The 21,355-nt window shown below is 58.8% G+C and carries 20 protein-coding genes and 1 pseudogene; 13 read left to right on the forward strand and 8 right to left on the reverse strand.

What is annotated here, in order from left to right; genetic code table 11:
* Positions 1–83: 83 nt before the first annotated feature.
* The gene (locus tag FHT73_RS26720; RefSeq protein ID WP_183716014.1) at positions 84–422 is read right to left on the reverse strand and encodes a metalloregulator ArsR/SmtB family transcription factor; all 339 of its coding nucleotides are present in this window, start codon (positions 420–422) and stop codon (positions 84–86) included.
* Positions 423–749: 327 nt separating this feature from the next.
* On the opposite strand from FHT73_RS26720, the gene FHT73_RS26725 reads away from it, so the two are divergent.
* Positions 750–953, forward strand: coding sequence for a hypothetical protein (locus FHT73_RS26725; RefSeq protein WP_112337625.1), 204 nt, complete (start codon positions 750–752; stop codon positions 951–953).
* A 132-nt stretch (positions 954–1,085) separates the two neighbouring features.
* Here the strand turns inward: FHT73_RS26725 and FHT73_RS26730 are convergent, their stop codons facing one another.
* A complete protein-coding gene (locus tag FHT73_RS26730) occupies positions 1,086–1,976 on the reverse strand; it encodes an SMP-30/gluconolactonase/LRE family protein (RefSeq protein WP_183716016.1) in 891 nt (296 codons plus the stop codon).
* 88 nt (positions 1,977–2,064) lie between these two features.
* On the opposite strand from FHT73_RS26730, the gene FHT73_RS26735 reads away from it, so the two are divergent.
* The gene (locus FHT73_RS26735; RefSeq protein ID WP_112610620.1) at positions 2,065–2,484 is read left to right on the forward strand and encodes a heme-binding protein; all 420 of its coding nucleotides are present in this window, start codon (positions 2,065–2,067) and stop codon (positions 2,482–2,484) included.
* Between the two features lie 55 nt (positions 2,485–2,539).
* Here the strand turns inward: FHT73_RS26735 and FHT73_RS26740 are convergent, their stop codons facing one another.
* Positions 2,540–3,571, reverse strand: coding sequence for an L-idonate 5-dehydrogenase (locus tag FHT73_RS26740; RefSeq protein ID WP_183716018.1), 1,032 nt, complete (start codon positions 3,569–3,571; stop codon positions 2,540–2,542).
* A 10-nt stretch (positions 3,572–3,581) separates the two neighbouring features.
* On the reverse strand, positions 3,582–4,529 hold the full coding sequence (locus FHT73_RS26745; RefSeq protein ID WP_183716020.1) for a 2-hydroxyacid dehydrogenase: 948 nt from the start codon (positions 4,527–4,529) through the stop codon (positions 3,582–3,584).
* Positions 4,530–4,614: 85 nt separating this feature from the next.
* On the opposite strand from FHT73_RS26745, the gene FHT73_RS26750 reads away from it, so the two are divergent.
* From FHT73_RS26750 to FHT73_RS26770, 5 genes are all read left to right on the forward strand, one after another.
* Entirely contained in the window at positions 4,615–5,373 is a 759-nt protein-coding gene (locus tag FHT73_RS26750) for an SDR family oxidoreductase (protein ID WP_183716022.1), read from the forward strand.
* The gene (locus FHT73_RS26755) at positions 5,342–5,884 is read left to right on the forward strand and encodes a gluconokinase (protein ID WP_183716023.1); all 543 of its coding nucleotides are present in this window, start codon (positions 5,342–5,344) and stop codon (positions 5,882–5,884) included. The genes FHT73_RS26750 and FHT73_RS26755 overlap by 32 nt, the downstream gene beginning before the upstream one ends.
* Positions 5,881–6,768 carry an NAD(P)-dependent oxidoreductase gene (locus FHT73_RS26760; protein ID WP_183716025.1) on the forward strand — a complete coding sequence of 296 codons (888 nt, stop codon included), beginning with the start codon at positions 5,881–5,883 and terminating at the stop codon, positions 6,766–6,768. The genes FHT73_RS26755 and FHT73_RS26760 overlap by 4 nt, the downstream gene beginning before the upstream one ends.
* A complete protein-coding gene (locus FHT73_RS26765) occupies positions 6,765–7,097 on the forward strand; it encodes a hypothetical protein (RefSeq protein WP_004120191.1) in 333 nt (110 codons plus the stop codon). The genes FHT73_RS26760 and FHT73_RS26765 overlap by 4 nt, the downstream gene beginning before the upstream one ends.
* A 131-nt stretch (positions 7,098–7,228) precedes the next feature.
* Positions 7,229–8,248: a LacI family DNA-binding transcriptional regulator gene (locus tag FHT73_RS26770; RefSeq protein WP_112610632.1), complete on the forward strand. Its 1,020-nt coding sequence runs from the start codon at positions 7,229–7,231 to the stop codon at positions 8,246–8,248.
* A 54-nt stretch (positions 8,249–8,302) separates the two neighbouring features.
* On the opposite strand, the gene FHT73_RS26775 is transcribed toward FHT73_RS26770, so the two are convergent.
* The 3 genes from FHT73_RS26775 to FHT73_RS26785 are packed head-to-tail and all read right to left on the reverse strand — an operon-like array spanning position 8,303 to position 12,021.
* The gene (locus FHT73_RS26775; RefSeq protein WP_112610634.1) at positions 8,303–9,397 is read right to left on the reverse strand and encodes a substrate-binding domain-containing protein; all 1,095 of its coding nucleotides are present in this window, start codon (positions 9,395–9,397) and stop codon (positions 8,303–8,305) included.
* Positions 9,398–9,437: 40 nt separating this feature from the next.
* Entirely contained in the window at positions 9,438–10,508 is a 1,071-nt protein-coding gene (locus tag FHT73_RS26780) for an ABC transporter permease (RefSeq protein ID WP_112337614.1), read from the reverse strand.
* Positions 10,509–10,524: 16 nt separating this feature from the next.
* Positions 10,525–12,021: a sugar ABC transporter ATP-binding protein gene (locus FHT73_RS26785; RefSeq protein ID WP_183716027.1), complete on the reverse strand. Its 1,497-nt coding sequence runs from the start codon at positions 12,019–12,021 to the stop codon at positions 10,525–10,527.
* Between the two features lie 384 nt (positions 12,022–12,405).
* Here FHT73_RS26785 and FHT73_RS26790 point away from each other — a divergent pair, with 384 nt between their 5' ends.
* The 5 genes and pseudogenes from FHT73_RS26790 to FHT73_RS26810 all read left to right on the forward strand — a co-directional run bounded on the left by FHT73_RS26790 (position 12,406) and on the right by FHT73_RS26810 (position 17,826).
* Positions 12,406–13,380, forward strand: coding sequence for an AraC family transcriptional regulator (locus tag FHT73_RS26790; RefSeq protein WP_246712246.1), 975 nt, complete (start codon positions 12,406–12,408; stop codon positions 13,378–13,380).
* 323 nt (positions 13,381–13,703) lie between these two features.
* Entirely contained in the window at positions 13,704–14,180 is a 477-nt protein-coding gene (locus tag FHT73_RS26795) for an NADPH-dependent FMN reductase (protein ID WP_246712247.1), read from the forward strand.
* A gap of 6 nt (positions 14,181–14,186) precedes the next feature.
* Positions 14,187–15,396: pseudogene (locus FHT73_RS26800) on the forward strand (IS701 family transposase).
* A 424-nt stretch (positions 15,397–15,820) separates the two neighbouring features.
* Positions 15,821–16,537, forward strand: coding sequence for a FadR/GntR family transcriptional regulator (locus FHT73_RS26805; protein WP_183716028.1), 717 nt, complete (start codon positions 15,821–15,823; stop codon positions 16,535–16,537).
* Positions 16,538–16,740: 203 nt separating this feature from the next.
* On the forward strand, positions 16,741–17,826 hold the full coding sequence (locus FHT73_RS26810; RefSeq protein ID WP_183716030.1) for a lactonase family protein: 1,086 nt from the start codon (positions 16,741–16,743) through the stop codon (positions 17,824–17,826).
* A 38-nt stretch (positions 17,827–17,864) separates the two neighbouring features.
* On the opposite strand, the gene FHT73_RS26815 is transcribed toward FHT73_RS26810, so the two are convergent.
* Entirely contained in the window at positions 17,865–19,961 is a 2,097-nt protein-coding gene (locus tag FHT73_RS26815) for a GGDEF and EAL domain-containing protein (protein WP_183716032.1), read from the reverse strand.
* 321 nt (positions 19,962–20,282) lie between these two features.
* Between FHT73_RS26815 and FHT73_RS26820 the strand changes: the two genes are divergently transcribed.
* The gene (locus tag FHT73_RS26820; protein ID WP_183716034.1) at positions 20,283–21,197 is read left to right on the forward strand and encodes a DMT family transporter; all 915 of its coding nucleotides are present in this window, start codon (positions 20,283–20,285) and stop codon (positions 21,195–21,197) included.
* Positions 21,198–21,355: the final 158 nt, after the last annotated feature.

Below are 21,355 nucleotides of genomic sequence, written 5' to 3' on the forward strand. Positions count from 1 at the left end.
ATTGCGAACGGGCCACATTCTGCCTGGCCCGTTCGCAATTTACATTTTTGAAGGGCAACCAGCAGAGCCGTATCGGTGCTACGTTACGATTTCTCCTCGCGACTGCCGTGCTCTTTGAGTTCAGCATCGAAAATTCCCGCAAGTGTCTTGAGGATCTGCAACACGGCCGGATGATCGCAGGTATAGTATCTATACTGCGCCTGACGACGCACTTTTACGATGCCGGAATGATGCAAGCGGGTCAGGTGCTGGCTGAGCGCTGATTGCGATATTCCAAGCTTCTTGGCCAGGCTATTTACATCCTCCTCATGGCCGGACAGATGAATACAGACCTCAAGGCGTTTGGGATTTGAAAGCTGGCTGAGAAGATCTGCATGGTAGATGAGACGCTCATCTTCTGTGGTCTGATCTGAGGAATACATAGCACGGCCAATCGTCGATAGTTAATCTTAAAATCCCCCTGAAGCGCGTGATGATAAGCGCAAAAGTTGCAAAATTATGGCTTGGATATTCCAAAACGTTGCATCCTCGCGGAGCAGGCGGCCCCTCCCAGTTCGGCCGATTTCAAGGAAATCAACCTCTCCCAACGGTCAACTAGGGTTCTATTGTAATTTTGGAATATGTACCGCTTTGGGTTTTGCAATTATTCTGTAACAAAATCGAACGAAATGCCTTGTTTTTGTCCGGGTTCTGACATCGCACTGCTAACAAAGCGGCTTATCTTCTGCTCCAACGAACAGGAGGTAACCATGACCCAAAGGGACTTGACGATCGCCGAAGTTCTCAAAGATCCGCTGATCCGCCAGGTCATGCGCGCGGATCGCATTTCCGTGACTGGAATGGCAAGCCTGCTGCAGGATGCCGCGCGCCGGCAGGAGCGTGCCTTGTCCGCCAATATGGCGCCGATCACGCATGCCGCTTCGTGCTCCAGGCCGCAGGCCGATTTACGCTGAGATCGTCTGTTCCGGCCCGACACGGCAATCGCTCCGTGACGAGTGCTTTGCCGTCACCTCAGATTTCAGGGCAGGATGGTCCTAGGCATGATTTAGGGTCGCCTCATTTCGCCCGACGCCTTTGCGCCGCTGTCACAGTGCGCCGCTTCGGTTCAAGGAGATCGCGTAGACGCTTGTCGTCGCCGTCATGAAAAGCTTGTGCTTGCCGCGACCGCCGAAGCAGAGATTGGACACTGTTTCCGGTACCAGGATCTTGCCCATGAGATGGCCGTCGGGCGCGATGCAATGCACGCCGTCGGCCGCCGAAGACCAGAGATTGCCGTCGCTGTCGAAGCGCATCCCGTCAGCACAGCCCGGCGAAATCGCATGAAATACCTCGCCGCCGGAGAGCTGCCAGTTTTGGCCGACGTTGAAGACCCGGATATGTTGCGGATCGTTGCTATGCATGCGACCGGTATCAGCGACATAAAGCTTCGTCTCGTCAGGATTGAAGGCAAGCCCGTTCGGGCAATTGAAATCCGTCAGTACGGCCTGCATCGACCCCGTTGAATCGACCCGGTAGACATTGCACGGCAGCTCCTGATCGCTCTTATATCCCTCGTAATCCGTCGCGATGCCGTAATGCGGATCGGTAAACCAGATCGCACCGTCCGAGGCGACGATCACATCATTGGGTGAATTCAGGTGCTTGCCCTGGTAGCGATCTGCGATCACCGTGATGGAGCCGTCATATTCGGTGCGCGTGACACGCCTGGCGCCATGTTCACAGCTGACGAGCCGGCCATGCCGGTCACGTGTATGGCCGTTCGAAAAATTCGAAGGTTCGCGAAAGACGCTGGTGCCGAGCCCCGGTATCCAGCGCATGATGCGGTTGTTGGGAATATCCGAAAAGAGCAGGCAATTCAGATCTCCGAACCAGACAGGGCCTTCCACCCAGTCGAAACCGGTGGCGATCTGCTTGACGGGAGCATTGCCAAGAACAAATTTCCCAAAGGCCGGGTCGATGATTTCGAAGAACGACATTGTGACAATACCTCCCGTAATGCTAGATCGTGCGTTGATCTGTTATCGATAACATATCTCGATGAGTCCGCAATGAGGAGGATAGTGCATGAGCCACGTTCTGACGTCGAGCGTCTTGAGTGACGAAGGTGTGATGACCTTGTTGAATGCCGCCATTTCAGCTGCGACCGCGATGGGCCAGCCGCAATGCATCGTCATCGTCGATCAATCCGGCGTGACGCTCGGCTGCTTCCGCATGCGCGGTTCGCGCTTTCAGTCGCTGAAAAGCGCCGGTGCTAAAGCACAGACGGCTGCCTCCATCGGCGCTCCCAGCCATTCGCTGCCGGACCATGCACGAGTGCCGCTGGCAATCGCCACCGACGGCGGGATGACGGGGTTGCGCGGCGGTTTGCCGATCCGCGTCGGCGGCGCGCTTCTCGGCGGCATCGGCGTCGGTTCGGGTTCCGGCGAGCAGGACGAACAGGTTGCCCGCGCCGCGCTCAAAGCGATCGGCGCCGACCTAGACTGAACGGGCGCGAACCCCCTCATCAGCTTCAACCGAGTGGATTTCGCGCCGCTTTCGCTCAGTTGAAGGCGATCTGCGCCTTCATGGCCTGGCTTCGATCCGACGCGATCTCGAAAGCACTGATCGCATCGGCAAGCGGTACTGTGTGGGTGATGAGCGGCCGCACATCGATAAGGCGCTTGCGCATCAGATCGACGCCAACCGCAAACTCTTCATGAAAGCGGAAAGAGCCACGCAGTTCCAACTCCTTGGCCGTAATCGCCAGCATCGGCAGGCTCATGTCGCCGCCGATCCCAAGCTGTACGATGATTCCTCGCGGTCTCAGTGCCGCAATGCCACCGGCGAGGGCTGCCGCCGCGCCCGAGCATTCATAGAGCACATCGAACGTGCCCTTGTCGGAGGAATAGGGGGCAAGCGCTTCAGGTTCGTCCTTCGTGTTAATGACCCTGTCGGCGCCTGCTTGCCTGGCAAGCGACAAGGTGAAATCCGAAAGATCGGTCGCGACGATCTCGACGGCACCGGCGCGGCGTGCGGCCAGGATCGAGAGGACGCCGATCGGACCGCAGCCGGTCACGAGAACGCGTTTGCCGAGAAGCTCGCCGGCGCGCCGCGTGGCATGCAAGGTCACGGCCAAAGGTTCCGCCATGGCCGCTTCACCCGGCGTCAGATCATCGGCCGGCACGCATTGGATGGCATCGGCGACGAGCGTTTCACGGAATGCGCCCTGTATGTGCGGGAAGGGCATGGCGCTGCCATAGAAGCGCATGTTGAGGCATTGATTGGGCAATCCCTGCAGGCAATAGCGGCAGGTGCGACAGGGGCGGGAGGGGGAAACGGCAACGAGTTGGCCGATGTCGAGCCCCTGCACGCCCGGGCCGAGCGCGGTCACGGTCGCGCTGACTTCATGCCCGAGGATCATCGGTTCCTTCAGGCGAACAGTGCCGAAACCGCCGTGATGATAATAATGCAGGTCGCTGCCGCAGACGCCGCCGGTTGCAAGCCTCAGCTTCACTTCTCCTGCACCCGGTTCTTCCTCAGGATAATCCTCGATCCGCACATCCTTGGCGGCGTGGGCGATGATGGCCTTCATATCTTCCTCCTCAAAGAACGGGTGTGGGCAGCGCCTGGCCGGCGAAATGAGCGGCGAGATTGTCGCGCACCAGTTGACCCATGGCCTTGCGCGTCTCGACCGTGCCGGAGGCATGGTGGGGCTGCAGCAGCACATTGTCGAGTGCCAGGAAGCGCGGATTGAGCTTTGGCTCGCCTTCAAAGACGTCGAGCGCTGCCGATCCGAGCTTGCCGGTCTCCAACGCATCGAGTAGGGCGTCTTCGTCTATATTGGACGCGCGGGAAATGTTGATCAACATGCCTTCCGGGCCGAGCGCCTCGATCACCTTATGACCGACAATATGCCGCGTCGCCGCCGACGCGGCGAGCGTGACGAACAGGAAATCCGATTGTGTCGCGAGCTCGACCGGATCGGCGACAAAGGTCATGTCGGACGCGTAAGATTTCGCCTCGACGTCCGAATAGGCAATTTGCATGTCGAAGCCCTTCAGGCGCTTGGAGACCTCAAAGCCGATGCGGCCAAGACCGAGCACGCCGGCACGCCGTCCCCAGACGCGGCGCTTGAGGGGATAAAGCCCTTTTTGCGCCCAACTGCCGTCACGCACCCATGTCTCTGCCCCGATCATGCCGCGCGAAAGGCAGAGCATCATCGCAATTCCCAGATCCGCGACATCATTGGTCAGGACGTCAGGGGTGTTGGTGACGCGAATGCCGCGCTCGCGGCAGGCCTGCAGGTCGACGGCATCGAAGCCGACGCCATAGACCGAAATGACTTCCAGTTTGGGGCAGGCTTCGATCATGGCACGGTTGGCGCCGAGTTCGCCGCGTGTAGCAATGCCTCTGATCGATGGTCCGACCTCGGCGAGTAATCTGTCCTTGTCAGCGGCGTCGAAATAGCGATGAACCTGAAAGGCTGCGTCGAGCGGCTCTTGATCCCATTGCGGGTAGGGGCCAATCTGCAGGATTGGTGGCTTGCTCATCTTGTATGTCCTCCCTTGACATCAAATGTTATCGATAACATAAACAAGGGAAACGGCCATTGTCGAGATAAAAACGGAGGAAATAATGTCTGCTGGTCTTTTTGATCTGAAGGGACGGCGCGCCCTGGTGACGGGTTCTTCCCAAGGTATCGGGCTTGCCCTCGCAAAAGGTTTGGCGGCCGCCGGCGCCGAGTTGGTGCTCAATGGGCGTGACAAGGAAAAGCTCGCCACGGCGGCTGAAAGCTTCGACAGCAAGGCGTATCAGCTGGCCTTCGACGCCACTGACCATGAGGCTACGCGTCAGGCCGTCGATGCCTTTGAGGGGGAGATCGGCGCGATCGACATTCTCGTCAACAATGCCGGCATGCAGTTTCGCACGCCGCTTGAGGATTTTCCTGCCGATGCCTTCGAGCGGCTGCTCCGGACGAATATATCGAGCGTCTTCAATGTCGGCCAGGCCGTCGCCCGGCACATGATCAAGCGCGGCGCAGGAAAGATCATCAATATCGCCAGCGTACAAACGGCACTGGCGCGGCCCTCGATTGCGCCATACACGGCAACCAAGGGTGCCGTCGGCAATCTCACCAAGGGCATGGCAACGGATTGGGCGAAGTATGGGCTGCAATGCAACGCCATTGCCCCGGGCTATTTCGATACGCCATTGAATGCGGCCCTCGTTGCCGATGCAGACTTTTCCGCATGGCTCGAAAAGCGCACGCCGGCCGGCCGCTGGGGCCGTGTCGAAGAACTGGTCGGTGCCTGCATCTTCCTTGCTTCCGATGCCTCCTCCTTCGTCAACGGTCATGTGCTCTATGTCGACGGCGGCATCACGGCATCGCTCTGATGGCGCTCTGCCGCGCCGCTTCGTCATCATGGGCGTCAGCGGTTGCGGCAAGTCGTCGGTCGGGTCGGCGCTGGCCGCTCGCCTTAGAGGCATCTATGCCGATGGTGATGATCTTCATCCGTCCGCCAATGTCGCCAAGATGAGTGCCGGCATACCGTTGACCGACGCCGATCGCTGGCCGTGGCTCGACAAAGTCGGTCAATACCTGGCTTTGGCGCAGGATACGACGCTGATCGGATGTTCGGCGCTGAAGCGCATCTATCGCGACCGGATTCGCGAGGTTGTCGACGCGCCGGTTTGCTTCGTTCACCTTGCCGGAACGAGGCAGACCATTCTTCGACGCATGCAGGCAAGACGGGATCATTTCATGCCGCCGGCATTGCTCGACAGTCAATTTGCAACCCTCGAGCTGCCGGGCGCCGACGAGCAGGCGATCACCGTCGATATCGATCAGCCGCTGGATCAAGTCGTGGCGGCCATCTTAATTGCATTGGAGGAGACGCAATCATGAGCAACAAGGTGGCGCTGATCGGCGCCGGCGCTATGGGCGGAGCGATCGGCGCCCGCCTGGCGGAAACCGGCAATCAGCTGACTGTTTTCGATCTCGACAAGGAGAAGGTTGCGGTGTTGACCGCAAAAGGCGCCACGGCAGCCCCGAGTGCAGCGGCAGCCGCTGCCGTTTCCGATTTCGTCGTCCTCAGCCTCAATTCGCCGAAGATCGTCCATGCCGCGGTATTCGGGCTCGAAGGTGTTGCTGCCGGTGCCAAGCCGGGAACGCTGATTATCGACATGTCGTCGATCGACCCCGATGCGACAAAGGCTCTTGCCGCAGAGGCTGCGGAAAAGGGGCTGCGCTGGGTGGACAGTCCGCTGTCCGGTGGAGCGCCAAAGGCCCTGATCGGACAATTGACGCTGATGGCTGGCGGCAGCGAGCAGGATGTCGCGGATGCGCATCAAGTCCTGCGCCATGTGGCCTCGAACTATACGCATATGGGGCCTGTCGGGGCGGGTCAGACCACGAAGCTCATCAATCAGGTTCTTTGTGCGTTGAATTTCCTTGCGGTCGCGGAAGCGACGCAACTGGCGCTCGACGCCGGCGTCGATGCCGCGAAAATCCCGCAGGCGCTGAAGGGCGGGCGGGCCGACAGCGCCATCCTGCAGGAATATATGCCGCGCTACGTCGCCAAGGATTACCGCCGCACCGGACGGATCGACAATATGGTCAAGGATCTGAACGGCGCTCAGGATCTGGCCCGCAGGACCAATACCGCCATGCCGCTGACGGCCGTCTGTGCCGAGATACACCGCATGCTGACGGCTTCCGGGCTAGGTGGCGAAGATCAGGCGGCACTGATGGAATTCTTCAAGGGGCCGAACAAGGAGATTGCTGGATGATTACCCGATACGCATTATTCGAAGGCAAGGTCAGGGAAGGAGAGGCAGAGGCGTTTCGGACGGCCGTCATGGAAACCATCCTGCCGAAGTGGAAGCAGTTTCCAGGTGCTCTCGACGTGCGGGTTACCTTTGCCGAGGCGCGCGATGAAGGCGCCCCGGAGTTTCCGATGATTTTAGCCGTGAACTATCCGGACATGGCCGCCGTGGAGAAGGCTCTTGCGAGCCCGGTGCGCACCGAGGCGCGTGCAGCGACGGAAGCGGTTCTCTCACGCTTTTTCGAAGGACGCATCCATCATCATGTGACGCTGGCACATGAGTTCCAGCTGTAGACCGCTTTCGCACGACGTTTCCGGCGCGGGCAGCAAGGCTCCGTGCTCGTTTGGCGGGACATCTTGGATGGTCTCTTGCCATCCTGGGAAGAGGCATATTACTCTGATGGTAACGATAACATGGGCCATTGATGAGTAACGATCGCAAAACGCCGACCATGGCCGACATAGCCCGCGTCATGGGAGTTTCTCCCATGACCGTGTCGCGTGCCTTCAAGGCCGATAGCCTGGTCAGTCCGGAGACGCGCGAAGCGATCCTGCGAACGGCGGAAGAGCTGGGCTATGTCTTCGACAGCACAGCGTCCAACCTTCGTTCGCAAAAGTCAGGCTTCGTCGCCGTTACCATTCCCTCCATCAACAATGCCAACTTCGCCGATACGGTCGGCGGCCTCTCGGATACTTTGTCCAAGCGGGACATGCAAATCCTGCTTGGCTACACGAACTACAATGTCGAGGAGGAGGAGCGGCTGATCGAGCAGCTGCTTCGCCGCAAGCCGCAGGCGATCGTCGTAACCGGCGGCACTCACACGGAGCGTGCGCGGAAACTCCTTCAGACCGTGGCAATCCCGGTGATCGAAACCTGGGATATCCCGACCGATCCGATCGGCCACTATGTCGGCTTTTCCAACCGAGCCGTCATGCGCGATATGGTCGATCATTTCGTCGCACTCGGCTGTCGCCGCATCGCCTTCATTGGCGGCGATGTCCAGCGAGATTCGCGCGGCAGCGAACGCCGGCTCGGCTTCGTCGCTGCCATGCAGGCACATGGCCTTGATGCATCGAGATTGATCGCAGCCGGATCGCCGCCGATCTCGATGCGGGAAGGCGCCAATGCCATGGCGAAGCTGATCGAGCTCTATCCCGATACGGAAGCCGTCGTCTGCGTCTCGGATCTTGCCGCCTATGGTGCGCTTACCGAATGTCGTCGGCTAGGAATTCCCGTGCCTGAGCGCTTTTCCATCGGCGGTTTTGGCAATTATGAGATTGGCGAGGTCTGCGTGCCGACCTTGACGACGATCAACGCCTTCGCGCGTGAAATTGGCGAGCGGACCGCGCAATTGATTTTGGATATTATCGAAGGCACGCAGCCGGTTTCCGATGTCAGGATTTTACCGCAACTGATTGCGCGGGACAGCAGCCGCCAAGTTTAACCTGTCTGGCGAAAGCAGCGCGGCTCGCCGCCGCGCCACCTCTTTTGACTGAGATCACTTACCCCAGATCTTCTTATACTCGTCCTTGTAACCGTTGTCCGGATCGAAGGTGTTCTTCGGACCACCGTCGGATTGGATATTATCTGCCGTCACGACATGCAGCGGTGACAGGTACCCAGACCATTTTTCGCCGGCGAAAGCGCGATTGAGTTCATCGACCAGTTGCCAGCCCTGGAGATTAAGGGGTTCGGCCACCGTAACCTTCTGGAACTGGCCGGCGCGGATGCGTTCATAGGCCGATTGCGAGCCGTCGCCGGCTGCGACGTTGATGGGCGCATCGGTGCCGCCCTTGCCGGCCGACGCAAGCGAAGGACCCATGAAATCGAAATAGAGGTCGTTGATCGCAAGCGAATGCGTCCAGCTGTCACCGTATTTCTGCAGCAGCGAGGTGGTCAGCTGCGGCATGCGCTGCGATGTCTCGGCAATCGGCGTATCGACATATTCGAGCACCTTGCCACCCAGCCGCTCGATCTCCTGCTTCATCTTGTCCGCCTTGGCGATGGCGATCGCATAGGTGGAATCGGTGAAGATAATGACGCCCGGCTTGCCTTTGGCATCGACGAAGGCCCAATCGGCAGCGGCTTTCGAGACTTCCATGGCGTCGGTGCTGACATTGGCAAAAAGACCGTTCTTGTCGTCCGGGCCGATGGTCGGGCCGGCATGCCAGGCGACCAACGGGATCTTGGCGGCCTTTGCCTGTTCCAGTGCCGGCGCCTGTTCGACGGCATCGAAGCCATCGATGATGATGCCGGCAGGCTGCAGGGCTATAGCCTGACCGAAAGCTGCCGTGCGTCCGCCGATGGAACCGGCGCCATCAAGAACCTTCACCTCCCAGCCGATCGCCTTTGCTGCTTCCTCGACACCGTTGCTGACGCCGAGAATGCCGCCATTCTTCAGGTCGCCCGCTAGCACGACGATGGTCTTGCCGGCCTGTGCCTTCGGGCCGGTGGTCGGTCCGTCCCATTTGGTCACCGGTGTCGCATATTTCTCGACGACGGCCTTCGCATCCGCCAACGGGTCGGCATAGGCCTGGCCGGCGCATAGCACCAGGATCGCCGTCGTGGCCTGCAGGAATTGTCTACGGTTCATGTCTTCTCCTCCCTTTGGACATTCGAACTTCGGATGATTTTCATTTCTCCGCCGTCTTGGCGGAAAGTTGCGGTGCCTGGGCCGGCGCCATGCGTCCGGCATGGCTGCGGCGGCGCTGCGCGTAGCCGGCAATGCCGATGGCAACCAGCAATGTGACGCCGTTGAACAGAGGCTCGACATAGAAGGAGCCGCCGAACTGCTGGATGCCGGCGATACCGACCGCCAGGATGATGACGCCGATCATCGTGCCCCAGACATTGACGCGGCCGGGTTTGATCGTTGTCGAGCCAAGGAACGCACCGACCAGCGCGGGCAGCAGATATTCGAGCCCGACGCTTGCCTGGCCGATACGCAGCTTGGAGGCAAGCAGGACGCCGGCGATGGCGGCAAGCGTGCCCGATGTGACGAAGGCGCCAATGACGAAGCGGCGGACGGGAATGCCGTTGAGCGCGGCAGCCTTCGGATTGGCGCCGATCGCATAGATGTAGCGGCCGATCGGCAGATATTCGAGGACGATCCACATGACGAAGGCAAGTGCCAGAACATAGATGCCGGTGATCGGCAGGCCGAAGACCATGGTGCCGTTCAGCGCATAAAACCCTTGCGGCAGCATGCCCACCACCTGCCGTCCGCCTGTATGCCAGAGCGCGATGGCGTAGAGGACCGTGCCCGTGCCGAGCGTTGCTATGAAGCTGTCGATCTTGGCGATTTCTACCAGCAGGCCGTTGAGAAAGCCAGTCAGCGCGCCAAGCGCGATGACGATCAGGACGGCAACCGGCCAAGGCAGCCCGAACATCGTCTGAAGGCTGATCGCCAGCACGTGCCAGAGGACGATGCCATAGCCGATCGTCAGGTCGATGCGGCCAGCCGCCATCGGGATCATGGCCGCCAGCGACAGGATGGCGATGATCGTCTTGTCGGAAACGATCGAACGCAGGTTGAGCATCGTCGGGAACGTCTGCGGCAGCAGAATGGAGAAGAGCAGGATCAGGAAGACCGTCAGGATGACGAGGCCATAGACAGGCAGCAGGCGCTGGATCTTCTGGCCGAAGCTCATGGCCGAAAGCTCGGCGCGGGTTGGCTCGAGCGCGTTGGATTCGATCGATTGCATGGTGTTCTCCTCCGGTTCAGGCCGCTTCGGATGCTGATGCGGCGGCGATGACCGCCGGTGTTGTCAGGTCGGCACCGCTGAGTTCGCGCACGATCCTCCCGCGCGAAAACACCAGGGCACGATGGCAGATGTGAGCGATTTCCTCGAAATCCGTGGAGACGACGAGCACGGCAAGGCCTGCCTCGACCGCCTCGGCGATCAGCCGATAGATGTCGGCCTTGGCGCCGACATCGACGCCGGCGGTCGGATCTTCGGCGATCAGCAATTTGCGGCCCGTCGCCAGCCATCGTCCGACGACGACCTTCTGCTGATTACCGCCGGATAGGGCTTCGATAGTAAGGCTCTGGTCATTGGGTCTGAGGCCGACGCGGCTGCCGAGAGAATAGGCGGCTTCGGCTTCGCGGCGTGGCGACAGGAACGAAAACAGGCTTCGTCCGGAGGCGCCCGGATTGAGGAACGTATTTTCACGCAGGCTGAGCGACATGGCGACGGACTCTTCGGTCCGATCGCGGGCGATCAGCCCGATGCCTGAAGCCATCGCTGCGACTGTGCTGGAAAGATCGGGTATTGCCCCATTCAAGCGAACGCTGCCCTGCGACGGCTCGCAGCCGAAGAGGGTGCGTCCGATCAGTTCTTGGCCGGCGCCGCGCAAGCCGACGAGACCAAGCAATTCGCCCTTTCGGATATCGAAGGACACGGGTCCCGCGCCGCGGCAGGAAAGCTCTTTTACGGAAACGATGGCGGGGCCAGCGCTTCTTTCTGCCTTGACGAAAAGCTGGTCCGCCTTGCGCCCGACGATCATGCGGATGAGTTCATCCGGTGTTGTCTCGGAGACTGGCTTCTGGCCGACCAGCTGACCGTCACGTAAGACGGCAACGCGGTCGGCGATACGGAAGATCTCGTCGAGGCGATGAGACACATAGATCATAGCCACGCCGCGCTCTTTCAGCGGGCGGATGGCGGCAAAGAGTTTCTCGACCTCGTCGGCGGGCAGGCTGGCCGTAGGTTCGTCAAGCACCAGCACGTCGGCTTCGACGGCAAGCGCCCGAGCGATTGCGACCAGCGACTTCTCGGTGCGGGTCAGCTCCTGTACGCGGGTCGACGGATCGAAATCGCAGCCGACGAGCTTCAGTGCCTCGGCGGTACGTCGCTCCGTGGCGCGCCAGTCGATCAATTTACCGCGCAGGGAATAGCCCTGCGCGAGCCCGACATTCTCGCCCACCGTCATCCATTCGATCAGTCCGAGATCCTGATGGATGAAGGCGACCGGTTGGCGTTGATTGGGTTGTGGCGGGCGGTGATGATAGGGTTTGCCGCGAAACAGGATCTGCCCGCCATCCGGCTTGTAGATGCCAGCCAATGTCTTGATGAGCGTCGATTTACCCGCGCCGTTTTCCCCGAGAAGCGCGAGGATTTCGCCGCGCTGCAAGTAGAGCGACACGTTCGACAGGGCTCGCGTTCCGCCAAATTCCTTGGTGATGTCGGAAAATGCGAGCAGCTTTTCGTCGTCCATCCTGCTCCTCCCAAAGCTTCGATAGGAGGAGGCTATGTTATCGATAACATTCCGTCAAGAGGCCGGGATGTCTACCTGTATATTCAGGCATCCTGTGCGGCCCCGGCTGAAAAATTAACGTATTAACGAGAGGCATTCTTTAAATATGAAATATATCTCAATGCGTCCGATCATATTATGAAATAATATAAGCAGGAAGAAAATATATACTCACGTTGCGATGCATCCGCATGGTTGTAATTATCATACTTATTCGATGAACCATTGATTTTTCTAGTTTTATGGCGCTATTTTCTTCGGGGGCGTAAGCGAGGATGTATTTTTAAGGCAGATGACCGAAGGCTAAAAAGGTAATCTGCAGACGCAGCGCTATGAGGGGAACATTTGACTTACGCGACGTGCTCGGTGTCCCAAATCGAGAAAGCCGATGCCGAGGAGATGACCGCACATTACGCGAGAACCCTGTTTCCCGCGATTGTCGAACCTCTCCATCGCCGCGGTGCAATTTCGGTGGAAGACCGCCACTATACGATCGGCTCCTGCAGCGTCTGGCGCGGCAAATGTCATTCTGGCATGAGCGTTATGCTGCCCGGTGGCCCCGAAGCCTACGGCCTTTATCTGCCGACCGCCGGCAAGATGCTTGTCGACGCCGCTGGGCGGCAATTGGAATCGGAGCCGGGCAGGGGACTTGTGGCCGATATGTCTTCTTTCAGCCGGCTCACGTTTTTCGAGCAGCGGAGCCATATGGGCATCGCATTCGAAAAGGCGGCCATGATACGGCAACTCAGCACGCTGCTGGACGCACCGGTGCGCTCTGATCTGGAATTCGCCGGCCCGGTCGATTTGACATCGGGGCGAGGGATGCAGATTGCCGCTCTTGGAAACTTGATCTGGCAGGACCTCACAGCGGCCGGCCAACAAAAATCCTCCGCTTCATTCACCGAATGCCTTTTGCAGGCAATGATGATTGCTCTGCTTGAGACTGTGCCGCACAATTATACGCCGCAGTTGCAAGGGCCGGCATCGCCGGCAATCCCGAGGCAGTTGAAGCGCGCAATGGAATATATGCACGTAAATGCAGGTGCGGACATCAAGATCGCCGATATTGCGCGCGAGAGCGGAACAAGCGTGCGATCTTTACAGACCGCATTTCAGCAGTTCAAGAACATGACGCCCCTCGGCTATCTGCGCGAGATACGCCTGCAAGGCGCGCGTAAGGCCTTGACGCAATCGAACCGCCCGCGGGTTGTGGCCGACATAGCGCGCGATTGGGGATTTTCCCATATGGGGCGGTTCGCAGCGCTATATTATCAATCCTTCGGAGAAATGCCCTCCGAGACTGTCAGGCAAGCCCGGTAGGGGCGGCAGCGCTGCCCACGCGATCAATACCTTGCCAGACCTCAAATCTATTCGCCAACTTCCGTTACGACGCGGCTGTTCCTGTCATGCGTACAACTTTGCATAGGTTGGTCAAAAGGGAAATAGCCCGTTCACGGCGCCCCAAGGACATCTGAGGCTCTCTGGCCGCGTTACCGCAATGACGGGGCGGCGCATTGCTATTTTCAGGATCATATTCATAGACTGCCTAGCCGGTAGGATTTTGGTGAGGGGGTGGCCGTCTCGCCGTCATGACGCATACTTAAAACCTCTTCTCGTAACGATGATGCTGGAGTGAATAGGCAATGGATCCTCTGAAGATCACCATCCTTTCATGCAGCCTTGATCCGAAAAGCAGGAGCCGCCGCATGGCTCGCGAGGCTGAAAATTTGTTGCGAGAGAGGCGATGCGAAGTCGAGTTTATCGATCTTCAGCATCTGGAGTTGCCCGCTTTCGACAATTTGAAATGCTATGAACATCCTTCATACGACCGGCTGTATCGTGCAATTCGCGATGCGGATGGTGTCTTGCTTGCGGTACCCATTTATAATTGGTCGGTGGGAAGTGCTGCCAAGAGCCTGATCGAACTTACCGGTGCGACAGGCGCCGGCGGACGAAAATCGGCCTGGTTCGATCAGATCGTCACTTTCATCTGCTCCGGTGGGCTTCCGCACAGCTATATGGCTTATGGAAGTCTGGCCACGTCGCTGATGCTCGATTTCAAATGCGTGATCAATCCCTATCATTACAGTTGCACATTTATCCATGGTCTGAATCTATAGGTCTCCATGATTCGGAGGTCATGGATGATTGGTGCATCAATCGAGACGACGCTGGAGCTTTGGGCATCCTCGCTGCGCGAGGTGAAGGGTCGTATGAGCGGATTGTTTACGCAGGAGCGGGTTGCCGCATCGGCAAACCTTTTTCTGGACGGCTTGCTGGGTGACGAGCGGCGCAAGACGGGATGGATGCGCGCGGAAGCGGCTGGCGACCCCGGTCCGTGGCGGCAGCAGGCGATTTTGGGCCGGGGACACTGGGATGCGGATGCTTTGCGCGACATCGTTCGTGTCTATGCGCTGGAAACGCTGGCCGATGATGATGCGGTGTTGGTGATCGATGAAACTGGTTTTCTCAAGCAGGGCAAGGCGTCGTGCGGGGTCGGTCGGCAATATACTGGATCGGCGGGCAAGATCACCAATTGCCAGATCGGCGTGTTCGCATCCTATGTCTCCCGGCATGGCCATGCCTTCATCGACCGGGTGCTCTATCTGCCGAAAGCCTGGACAGATGACCGGGACCGTATGGCCAAAGCCCATGTGCCCGACAAAGTCGGCTTTCTGACCAAGCCGGCATTGGCGCTCACGATGATCGAGCAAGCGATCGCTTCGCAAGCACCGTTTTCCTGGGTGGCGGCCGACAGTGTTTATGGGCGACATTGAGATGGCACTCAAGCGAGCCGCCAAGGGCTATGTACTGGGCGTGAACGCCAACCATCCCTTCAGCTCCTGGGGTAAATCGCTTGCTGTGGCCGGCACGGCGAAGGACATCGCCGAAGCCCTGCCTGAGAACGCCTGGAGACGCCTGTCGGCAGGCGACGGCACCAAAGGCGCACGGTTGCATGATTGGGTGTATCTTGAACTCGCCGATCTCGACGCCGATGTTTTCGACGCGGCATTCCCCGGTATCTGGACACGCGGGCTGCTGATCCGCCGCAACATCGCCGATGGCGATCTTGCTTTCTTCTCCACATGGTGCCCGGTTGGCACGTCCATGGAAAAGCTGGTGACGGTAGAAGGTCATCGTTGGGCAATCGAAGACAGCTTCGAGACCGCCAAGAACGAGCTCGGTCTCGATCACAATGAGACCCGATCATGGCATGGCTGGCATCGCCACGTCTCTCTCGTCATGCTCGCATTCGCTATGCTGGCGGTGATCCGGTACCGCGCCAACGACGCGACGCCCCAAAAAAGACCGAGGATGCCGACCATCAAGATCTGATCCGCTGGTCCGTCCAGGAGATCCGGCGCATCGCCACCAGGCTTGCCAAGCGTCGCATAAAGCCAGCCTACATCATCGCATGGTCATGCTGGAGACGCGCCCATCAGGCTGCCGCTCGACAAGCTCACCTGAAAACCAAAATGCAACTGTAATGCTATGTCGTTTACGCCACCGAGCGGGATTGGTTAGACGGCACCATCTCGTCCGACAGTCTCCAGGCAAGGCTGCAGAAGACGATCGAGGTACAGCTGGAATTGTCGTCGAAATTGAGATCCAGGGCATATAGTTCTGACTGGGAAATCTGATGGGCCCGCCTGGCCCAATTGCATTCGACGCGCCTGATGTTAAGACTATTCGTATGATGACTTGCTGACGATGAGAAGCGACTGCGGTTGAAGGCCAAGAAATGGGTCGGGAATTGGGAATGACGACAAATGCCCGGACACGGCAAAGGCTGGCACAAAGGGTCATCGACGAATTGCGCTTGCAGATCGAGAGCGGCAAGCTTCGGGCCGGCGACCAGCTTCCGACCGAGCCGCAGCTTGAGGCTGCGTTCGACGTCAGCCGGACCGTCGTGCGCGAGGCGATTGCAGATCTTCGTGCGGCAGGCCTCGTCACGCCGGTTCAGGGCAAGGGCGTATTCGTTTCCGACACACCGACGCGGTCTGGGCTGCTGCTGACGCCGGTCGAGGTCAAGAGTATCCCCGAAACGCTGGAACTGCTGGAATTCCGCATGGCGGCGGAAGGCGAGGCGGCAGCCATCGCCGCCTATCGCAGGACTGCCGAACAGGAGGCCGCGATAGCAACCGCCAACCGTAAGATGGCGCAGCTGATAGAGCAGGGGCTGTCGACTGTCGAAGCGGATTATGAGTTCCATATGGCGATCGCAGCTGCGACGAATAACCGGTTCTATGTCGATGTGCTCCGGCATTTCGGTACACGAACCATTCCGCGCCGGCAGTTTCCGACATTGCCCGAGGCGAATGACCGCGCCTATCTGCAGAAGGTTCATGCAGAGCATGCGGAGATTTTAGCGGCGATCGCCGATCAAGATCCAGAACGCGCGCGACAAGCGATGCGGGCGCATATGATGGCGAGCCAGCGTCGCTATCGCCGTCTCGCCGAGCTGCAGGAGCAATAATGCTCGACAGGGTGCTCTTGTCATATTATGTCATATGATAGCGGTCGATTTTTCGAAAGAGATGTTCCGTCTGTTTGGCCAGCCGGATCGAGGGGATTGCGACTATCCGGTTTTCGCGCATTCGATGGATAGCAGTATCTATTTTCCAGATGATCCGCATCGCCGCCGATGGAACCGGCCCTGATGCTCGGACGAGGTGATTCGTGAATCAGCCTTCTTCCAGTGTGCATCGCACGTTCGTATATGTCTCTGCGGCAATTGCCGGAACGATCGATGCCTATCGAATGGATGGAGCGACAGGTGCGCTCACGGTGATATCCAGCATGGATGTCGGCGGGATGGTTATGCCGATGGCTGTCAGCCTCGACAGGCGGCATCTTTACGCCGTTATCCGTGCGCAGCCTTACCGGGTGCTGACGCTGGCGATCGACCCCGAAAGCGGCAGATTAAGGCAGGAGGCGGCCGCAGCGCTGCCCGACAGCATGGCCTATGTCGCCCTCGACCCGACAGGCGGGCTTCTATTGGCTGCCTCTTATGGCGGCGACAAGATCGCCGTGCTGCTCATCGACAAGAATGGGCTCGTCACCGCGCGAGCCCAACAAGTGATCGCAACCGGCCGCAACGCCCATTCGATCGTCACTGATCGGACAGGCAAATATGTCTTTGTCACCAATCTCGGCTCCGATGCCGTGCAGCAATTCATCCTACACCCTGAGACCGGGATACTGAAGCCGAACGATCCGGCTCAGGTCCTGACCGGCAAGGGCTTTGGCCCGCGGCATATCGTTGTGTCGCCGGATAATAAGGCCGTCTACGTTCTGACGGAGCTGACCGGCCATGTCGTCCACTATGCGCTCGATGCCGATAGGGGCACATTGAGAGAGGTCGAGAGCCTCGCTTCCGTTCCCGAGGATGCGGGCCTGTCGCCTGGCCTAGCACCGGATTCAGTCTCACCAGACAACGGCGAGCCGAAGATCTGGGCCGCAGATATCGGCATCACACCGGACGGCAGATTTCTTTATACGACGGAAAGGACCACCAGCCGGCTTGCGCTATTGAAAATCGATGTGGATAACGGAAGGCTGACTTACGTCACGAATTATCCGACCGAGCAGCAGCCGCGCGGCATCCGCATCGACCCATCAGGCCGGTTCCTCGTCGTATCGGGAGAGAAATCCGACCGGCTGTCCGTCTACGCCATCGACCAATCCGATGGCGGTCTCGCATTGGTGGGGCGATACCCGGTCAATGCAGGTGCGAACTGGATCGAGATGGCGACATTTCCTTGAGAGGCATCCGCGTGCGGGGAGCTGCTCCGTGCGAATATCTACACAGCTTTCGAAACGGTCCCGGTAATCAGGCTTTCGATCTCGGAGGAGGGAAGGGGCCGGGCAAACAGATAGCCCTGAAGCAATTCGCATCCGGCGCCTTCGAGAAAACGGGCCTGCTCCTCGGTCTCGACGCCTTCCGCCACGACTTCCAGATCGAGTGTTCTGCCGAGCGATACGATGGCGGACGTAATTGCCATATCGCCCGGCTTTTCGGGAATGTCGGCAATGAAGGATCTGTCGATCTTCAGCCGGGAAAGCGGAAAGCGCCTGAGTGTGCTCAGGCTTGAATATCCGGTGCCGAAATCATCCATCGCGAGGCTGACACCCAGCTCTTTCAGTTCATGCATCCGCTCGATGGCGCCTTCTACGTCACGCATGATCAAGCTTTCCGTCAGTTCGAGCTCAAGCCATTGCGGGTCGAGATCAGCCGATTGCAATGCGGATGCCACATGGCTTGTCAGTGAACTCTCCAGGAATTGCCGCGCAGATACGTTGACGCCCATGCGCAGTGCGGGCAGGCCGCGATCTTGCCACAGACGGGCTTGCTGGCAGGCCTTTCGCAGAACGATTTCGCCGAGCGGGACGATGAGCCCTGTTTCTTCCGCGAGCGGAATGAAGACACCGGGCAACAACAAGCCCTCGACAGGATGCTGCCACCGCACGAGGGCCTCGACGCCAATGATCTTGCCGCTGCGAACTTCCTTTTGCGGTTGATAATGGAGCACGAATTCGTCCCGCTCCACAGCGCGTCGCAATTCTTCGATACGGATCAGCTTGTTGCGGGCGTCCTCCGCCATCGCCGGCGTGAACAGGCGAATGGCATTGCGCCCCGCTTCCTTGGCACGATAGAGCGCCATATCGGCATTTGCGAAGAGTTCCGAAGCCGTCGTGCCATGCTCCATGGCGCACGCGACACCGATGCTGCAGCCTACCCGGATTTCGACGCCTTGTACAATCATGGGCTGGGAAATGTCTGCCAGTACGGCCGCGAGCCTCTCATATATTGGCTCAGCCGGATCTTCCAGAACGATGATGAATTCATCACCGCCAATCCTCGCAACAACGCCGCCTTCGCCGACTTGGGTCGATATGCGCCGCGCAACAACGGTCAGTAATTCATCGCCGGCTGCGTGGCCAAGGGTGTCGTTCACCAGCTTGAAATTATCGAGGTCGACAAAGGCCACGGCCAATGACCTTTGTTGTCGGGACGCTTTTTCCAAGAGGGCGCTGAGCTTGCGGTCGAGCAGCATGCGGTTCGGCAGGCCGGTGAGCGCGTCATGTTCAGCCAGATAGGCGATATGGGCGATGTCGCGATGGCGATCGATGGCAATGCCCACGGTCTGCGCTATGCCGGCGAAGAATTCCATAAGCCCGGCCTCGTCACCATCGGTTTGCACCGTCACCAGGGCTCCATGCCGGCCGCCGTCTCGCGAAAAAATGGGAAATTCCAGGATATCGCCGGCAAGCGGTTCGGCTTGATCGCCATTGAGGACGAAGCTCACGCGTCTGCCGTTGAGCAATTCCTCAAGAAGGACTTGGGACTCCCTGAGAAATACGTCGAGATCAACGCCGCGCGCCACATCTTGTAGAAGCTTCGTCTGGGCACTCATCAGTTTTTCCGCCCGTTTTCGAGCGGAAATGTCGCGCGATGCGCCGACGACGCCGATGATGTTGCCGTTTCTGTCGCGTAGCGGCACCCGCGACATCATGAGCCAGCCTTCACCCTTCAGTCGCCGTTCCTCGACGCCGAGATCGGCCTTGCCGCTCTCCATTACCTGCCGTTCGACTTCTTCGATCTTGTAGGCATCGGCCATGGGGTGAATTTCGGCGTCGGTAAGTCCAATCAACTCGTCGACATGCGTGAAGCCATTGTTGAGGACGATCGCCAGGTTAGCAAAAAGGAAGCGGCCATTCCTGTCCTTGGCATAGATATAGTCCGGTACGTAGTTGATCATGGCTTCGAGCCATTCGTAGCGCTCGGCGAGAGACTGGTACCGGGCCTGGAGCAATTCAAATGGCTTAAGGACCTGCTCGTCTTCGACGTCTTGGTCCCGGTGCGTAGGATCTGGCGCTCCATCCGGCGGCTGCATCATGTATCTTCTCTCACCCGGCAAGCGGACAATATCGGCAGGCTGTTATGCAACAATGAAAAGCATGTAGGAATATTGAGCGTCTCCCTTTGGCGAGGTTCGGCTCGTCGCTTCCATAAACGTTATCATATAACCGAATTTATAAACATCCGCTCAAGTTTTAGAGGAAGATCGCGTCTGCCGACGGCGAGCGCTCCGATGCTTCTGTGGCTGGAAACCGATAGATTTTGGGAATAACTGCCCACGAGGAAATCCATTGCGGGTAGGGGGCAAAACCGGCTAAAGCGCAGGTGGTAAAATGCAGGATTCGCAAGGATAGTCAGCATGCGCATGGGCAAAGCCGTAACAAGCGGCAATCTTGTACTTGCCGGCATGCTGCTGATGCTTCTCGGCGACTTCCTGTTTTCGCTGAACGATGCCATGGGCAAGTGGCTGGTTGCGAGTTTCTCCGTCGGCCAGATTCTGGTGATCCGCTCATTCGGTTCGTTCATTATTCTGGCGCCTATGATCGCGCGGCAGGGCAGTGACGCGCTTTTTCGCCTCGAACGGCCGCCGCTGCAGCTTCTGCGTGTCGTCATGGCGACGCTCGACGTCGCTCTCTTTTACGCCGCTGTCGCCTATCTGCCGCTTGCCGATGTCATGACCTTCTACATGGCCGGCCCTATCTATGTGGCGGCGATCTCGCATTTCTTCCTTGACGAGAGGATCGGCTGGCGGCGCTGGCTTGCGGTTTTCGTCGGCTTTATCGGCGTATTGATCGCGCTCAGACCTTCGGCGGCAATGTTTTCCTGGCCATCGCTTTTCGGCCTCAGCGGCAGCCTCGCATTCTCATTGACCCTGGTGCTTGGACGGCGGCTGCGGCAGACACGCGATGCGACGCTGGTCGCGTGGCAGACGCTCGGTGCGCTTATTGCCGGGTTGGCGCTCAGCATCGGCAACTGGCGTTCCGCATCAGCGCTCGATCTCGGTGCGATGCTCGCCCTCGGCATTGTCGCCGGTAGCGCTCATATGCTGATAACCAGATCCTTGAAGCTCGCGCCAGCTTCGCTCCTGGCTCCGCTCCAATATAGCCTGCTTGTCTGGGCAATCGTCCTGGGCTTCGTTTTCTTCGGCGATATTCCGGACACCCAGATTATCATCGGCTCCGCTATCATCGTCCTTGCTGGACTCTTCATTTTCCATCGGAAGAACCTGGTGGATACGGTCCCGAAAGACGACGTTGCCCGGGACGGGCATTGACGCGGGGAGAGTGGTATTGCTGCTTTGCGGGATCAGGATACTCTAACTTTGCGGCACAGGTAATGTCACGGCTATTTAGAGATGAGACAAAGTAATCAATTTAGAAACGCGACACAATAATATCTGTTATTACTTCATTTGCAAGATTCTATAGATAT

It is taken from the genome of Rhizobium sp. BK098 (genome assembly GCF_014193155.1).
Lineage (GTDB): Bacteria > Pseudomonadota > Alphaproteobacteria > Rhizobiales > Rhizobiaceae > Rhizobium.

What these genes read in the sequence shown, in the direction of transcription:
- FHT73_RS26740 (WP_183716018.1), bottom strand. Translation starts at nt 3,571, where the DNA reads ATGAAGGCCATCATCGCCCACGCCGCCAAGGATGTGCGGATCGAGGAT.
- FHT73_RS26765 (WP_004120191.1), top strand. Translation starts at nt 6,765, where the DNA reads ATGATTACCCGATACGCATTATTCGAAGGCAAGGTCAGGGAAGGAGAG.
- FHT73_RS26795 (WP_246712247.1), top strand. Translation starts at nt 13,704, where the DNA reads ATGGATCCTCTGAAGATCACCATCCTTTCATGCAGCCTTGATCCGAAA.
- FHT73_RS26780 (WP_112337614.1), bottom strand. Translation starts at nt 10,508, where the DNA reads ATGCAATCGATCGAATCCAACGCGCTCGAGCCAACCCGCGCCGAGCTT.
- FHT73_RS26770 (WP_112610632.1), top strand. Translation starts at nt 7,229, where the DNA reads ATGAGTAACGATCGCAAAACGCCGACCATGGCCGACATAGCCCGCGTC.
- FHT73_RS26785 (WP_183716027.1), bottom strand. Translation starts at nt 12,021, where the DNA reads ATGGACGACGAAAAGCTGCTCGCATTTTCCGACATCACCAAGGAATTT.
- FHT73_RS26725 (WP_112337625.1), top strand. Translation starts at nt 750, where the DNA reads ATGACCCAAAGGGACTTGACGATCGCCGAAGTTCTCAAAGATCCGCTG.
- FHT73_RS26730 (WP_183716016.1), bottom strand. Translation starts at nt 1,976, where the DNA reads ATGTCGTTCTTCGAAATCATCGACCCGGCCTTTGGGAAATTTGTTCTT.
- FHT73_RS26750 (WP_183716022.1), top strand. Translation starts at nt 4,615, where the DNA reads ATGTCTGCTGGTCTTTTTGATCTGAAGGGACGGCGCGCCCTGGTGACG.
- FHT73_RS26760 (WP_183716025.1), top strand. Translation starts at nt 5,881, where the DNA reads ATGAGCAACAAGGTGGCGCTGATCGGCGCCGGCGCTATGGGCGGAGCG.
- FHT73_RS26805 (WP_183716028.1), top strand. Translation starts at nt 15,821, where the DNA reads ATGACGACAAATGCCCGGACACGGCAAAGGCTGGCACAAAGGGTCATC.
- FHT73_RS26820 (WP_183716034.1), top strand. Translation starts at nt 20,283, where the DNA reads ATGCGCATGGGCAAAGCCGTAACAAGCGGCAATCTTGTACTTGCCGGC.
- FHT73_RS26815 (WP_183716032.1), bottom strand. Translation starts at nt 19,961, where the DNA reads ATGATGCAGCCGCCGGATGGAGCGCCAGATCCTACGCACCGGGACCAA.
- FHT73_RS26755 (WP_183716023.1), top strand. Translation starts at nt 5,342, where the DNA reads ATGTCGACGGCGGCATCACGGCATCGCTCTGATGGCGCTCTGCCGCGC.
- FHT73_RS26775 (WP_112610634.1), bottom strand. Translation starts at nt 9,397, where the DNA reads ATGAACCGTAGACAATTCCTGCAGGCCACGACGGCGATCCTGGTGCTA.
- FHT73_RS26735 (WP_112610620.1), top strand. Translation starts at nt 2,065, where the DNA reads ATGAGCCACGTTCTGACGTCGAGCGTCTTGAGTGACGAAGGTGTGATG.
- FHT73_RS26745 (WP_183716020.1), bottom strand. Translation starts at nt 4,529, where the DNA reads ATGAGCAAGCCACCAATCCTGCAGATTGGCCCCTACCCGCAATGGGAT.
- FHT73_RS26720 (WP_183716014.1), bottom strand. Translation starts at nt 422, where the DNA reads ATGTATTCCTCAGATCAGACCACAGAAGATGAGCGTCTCATCTACCAT.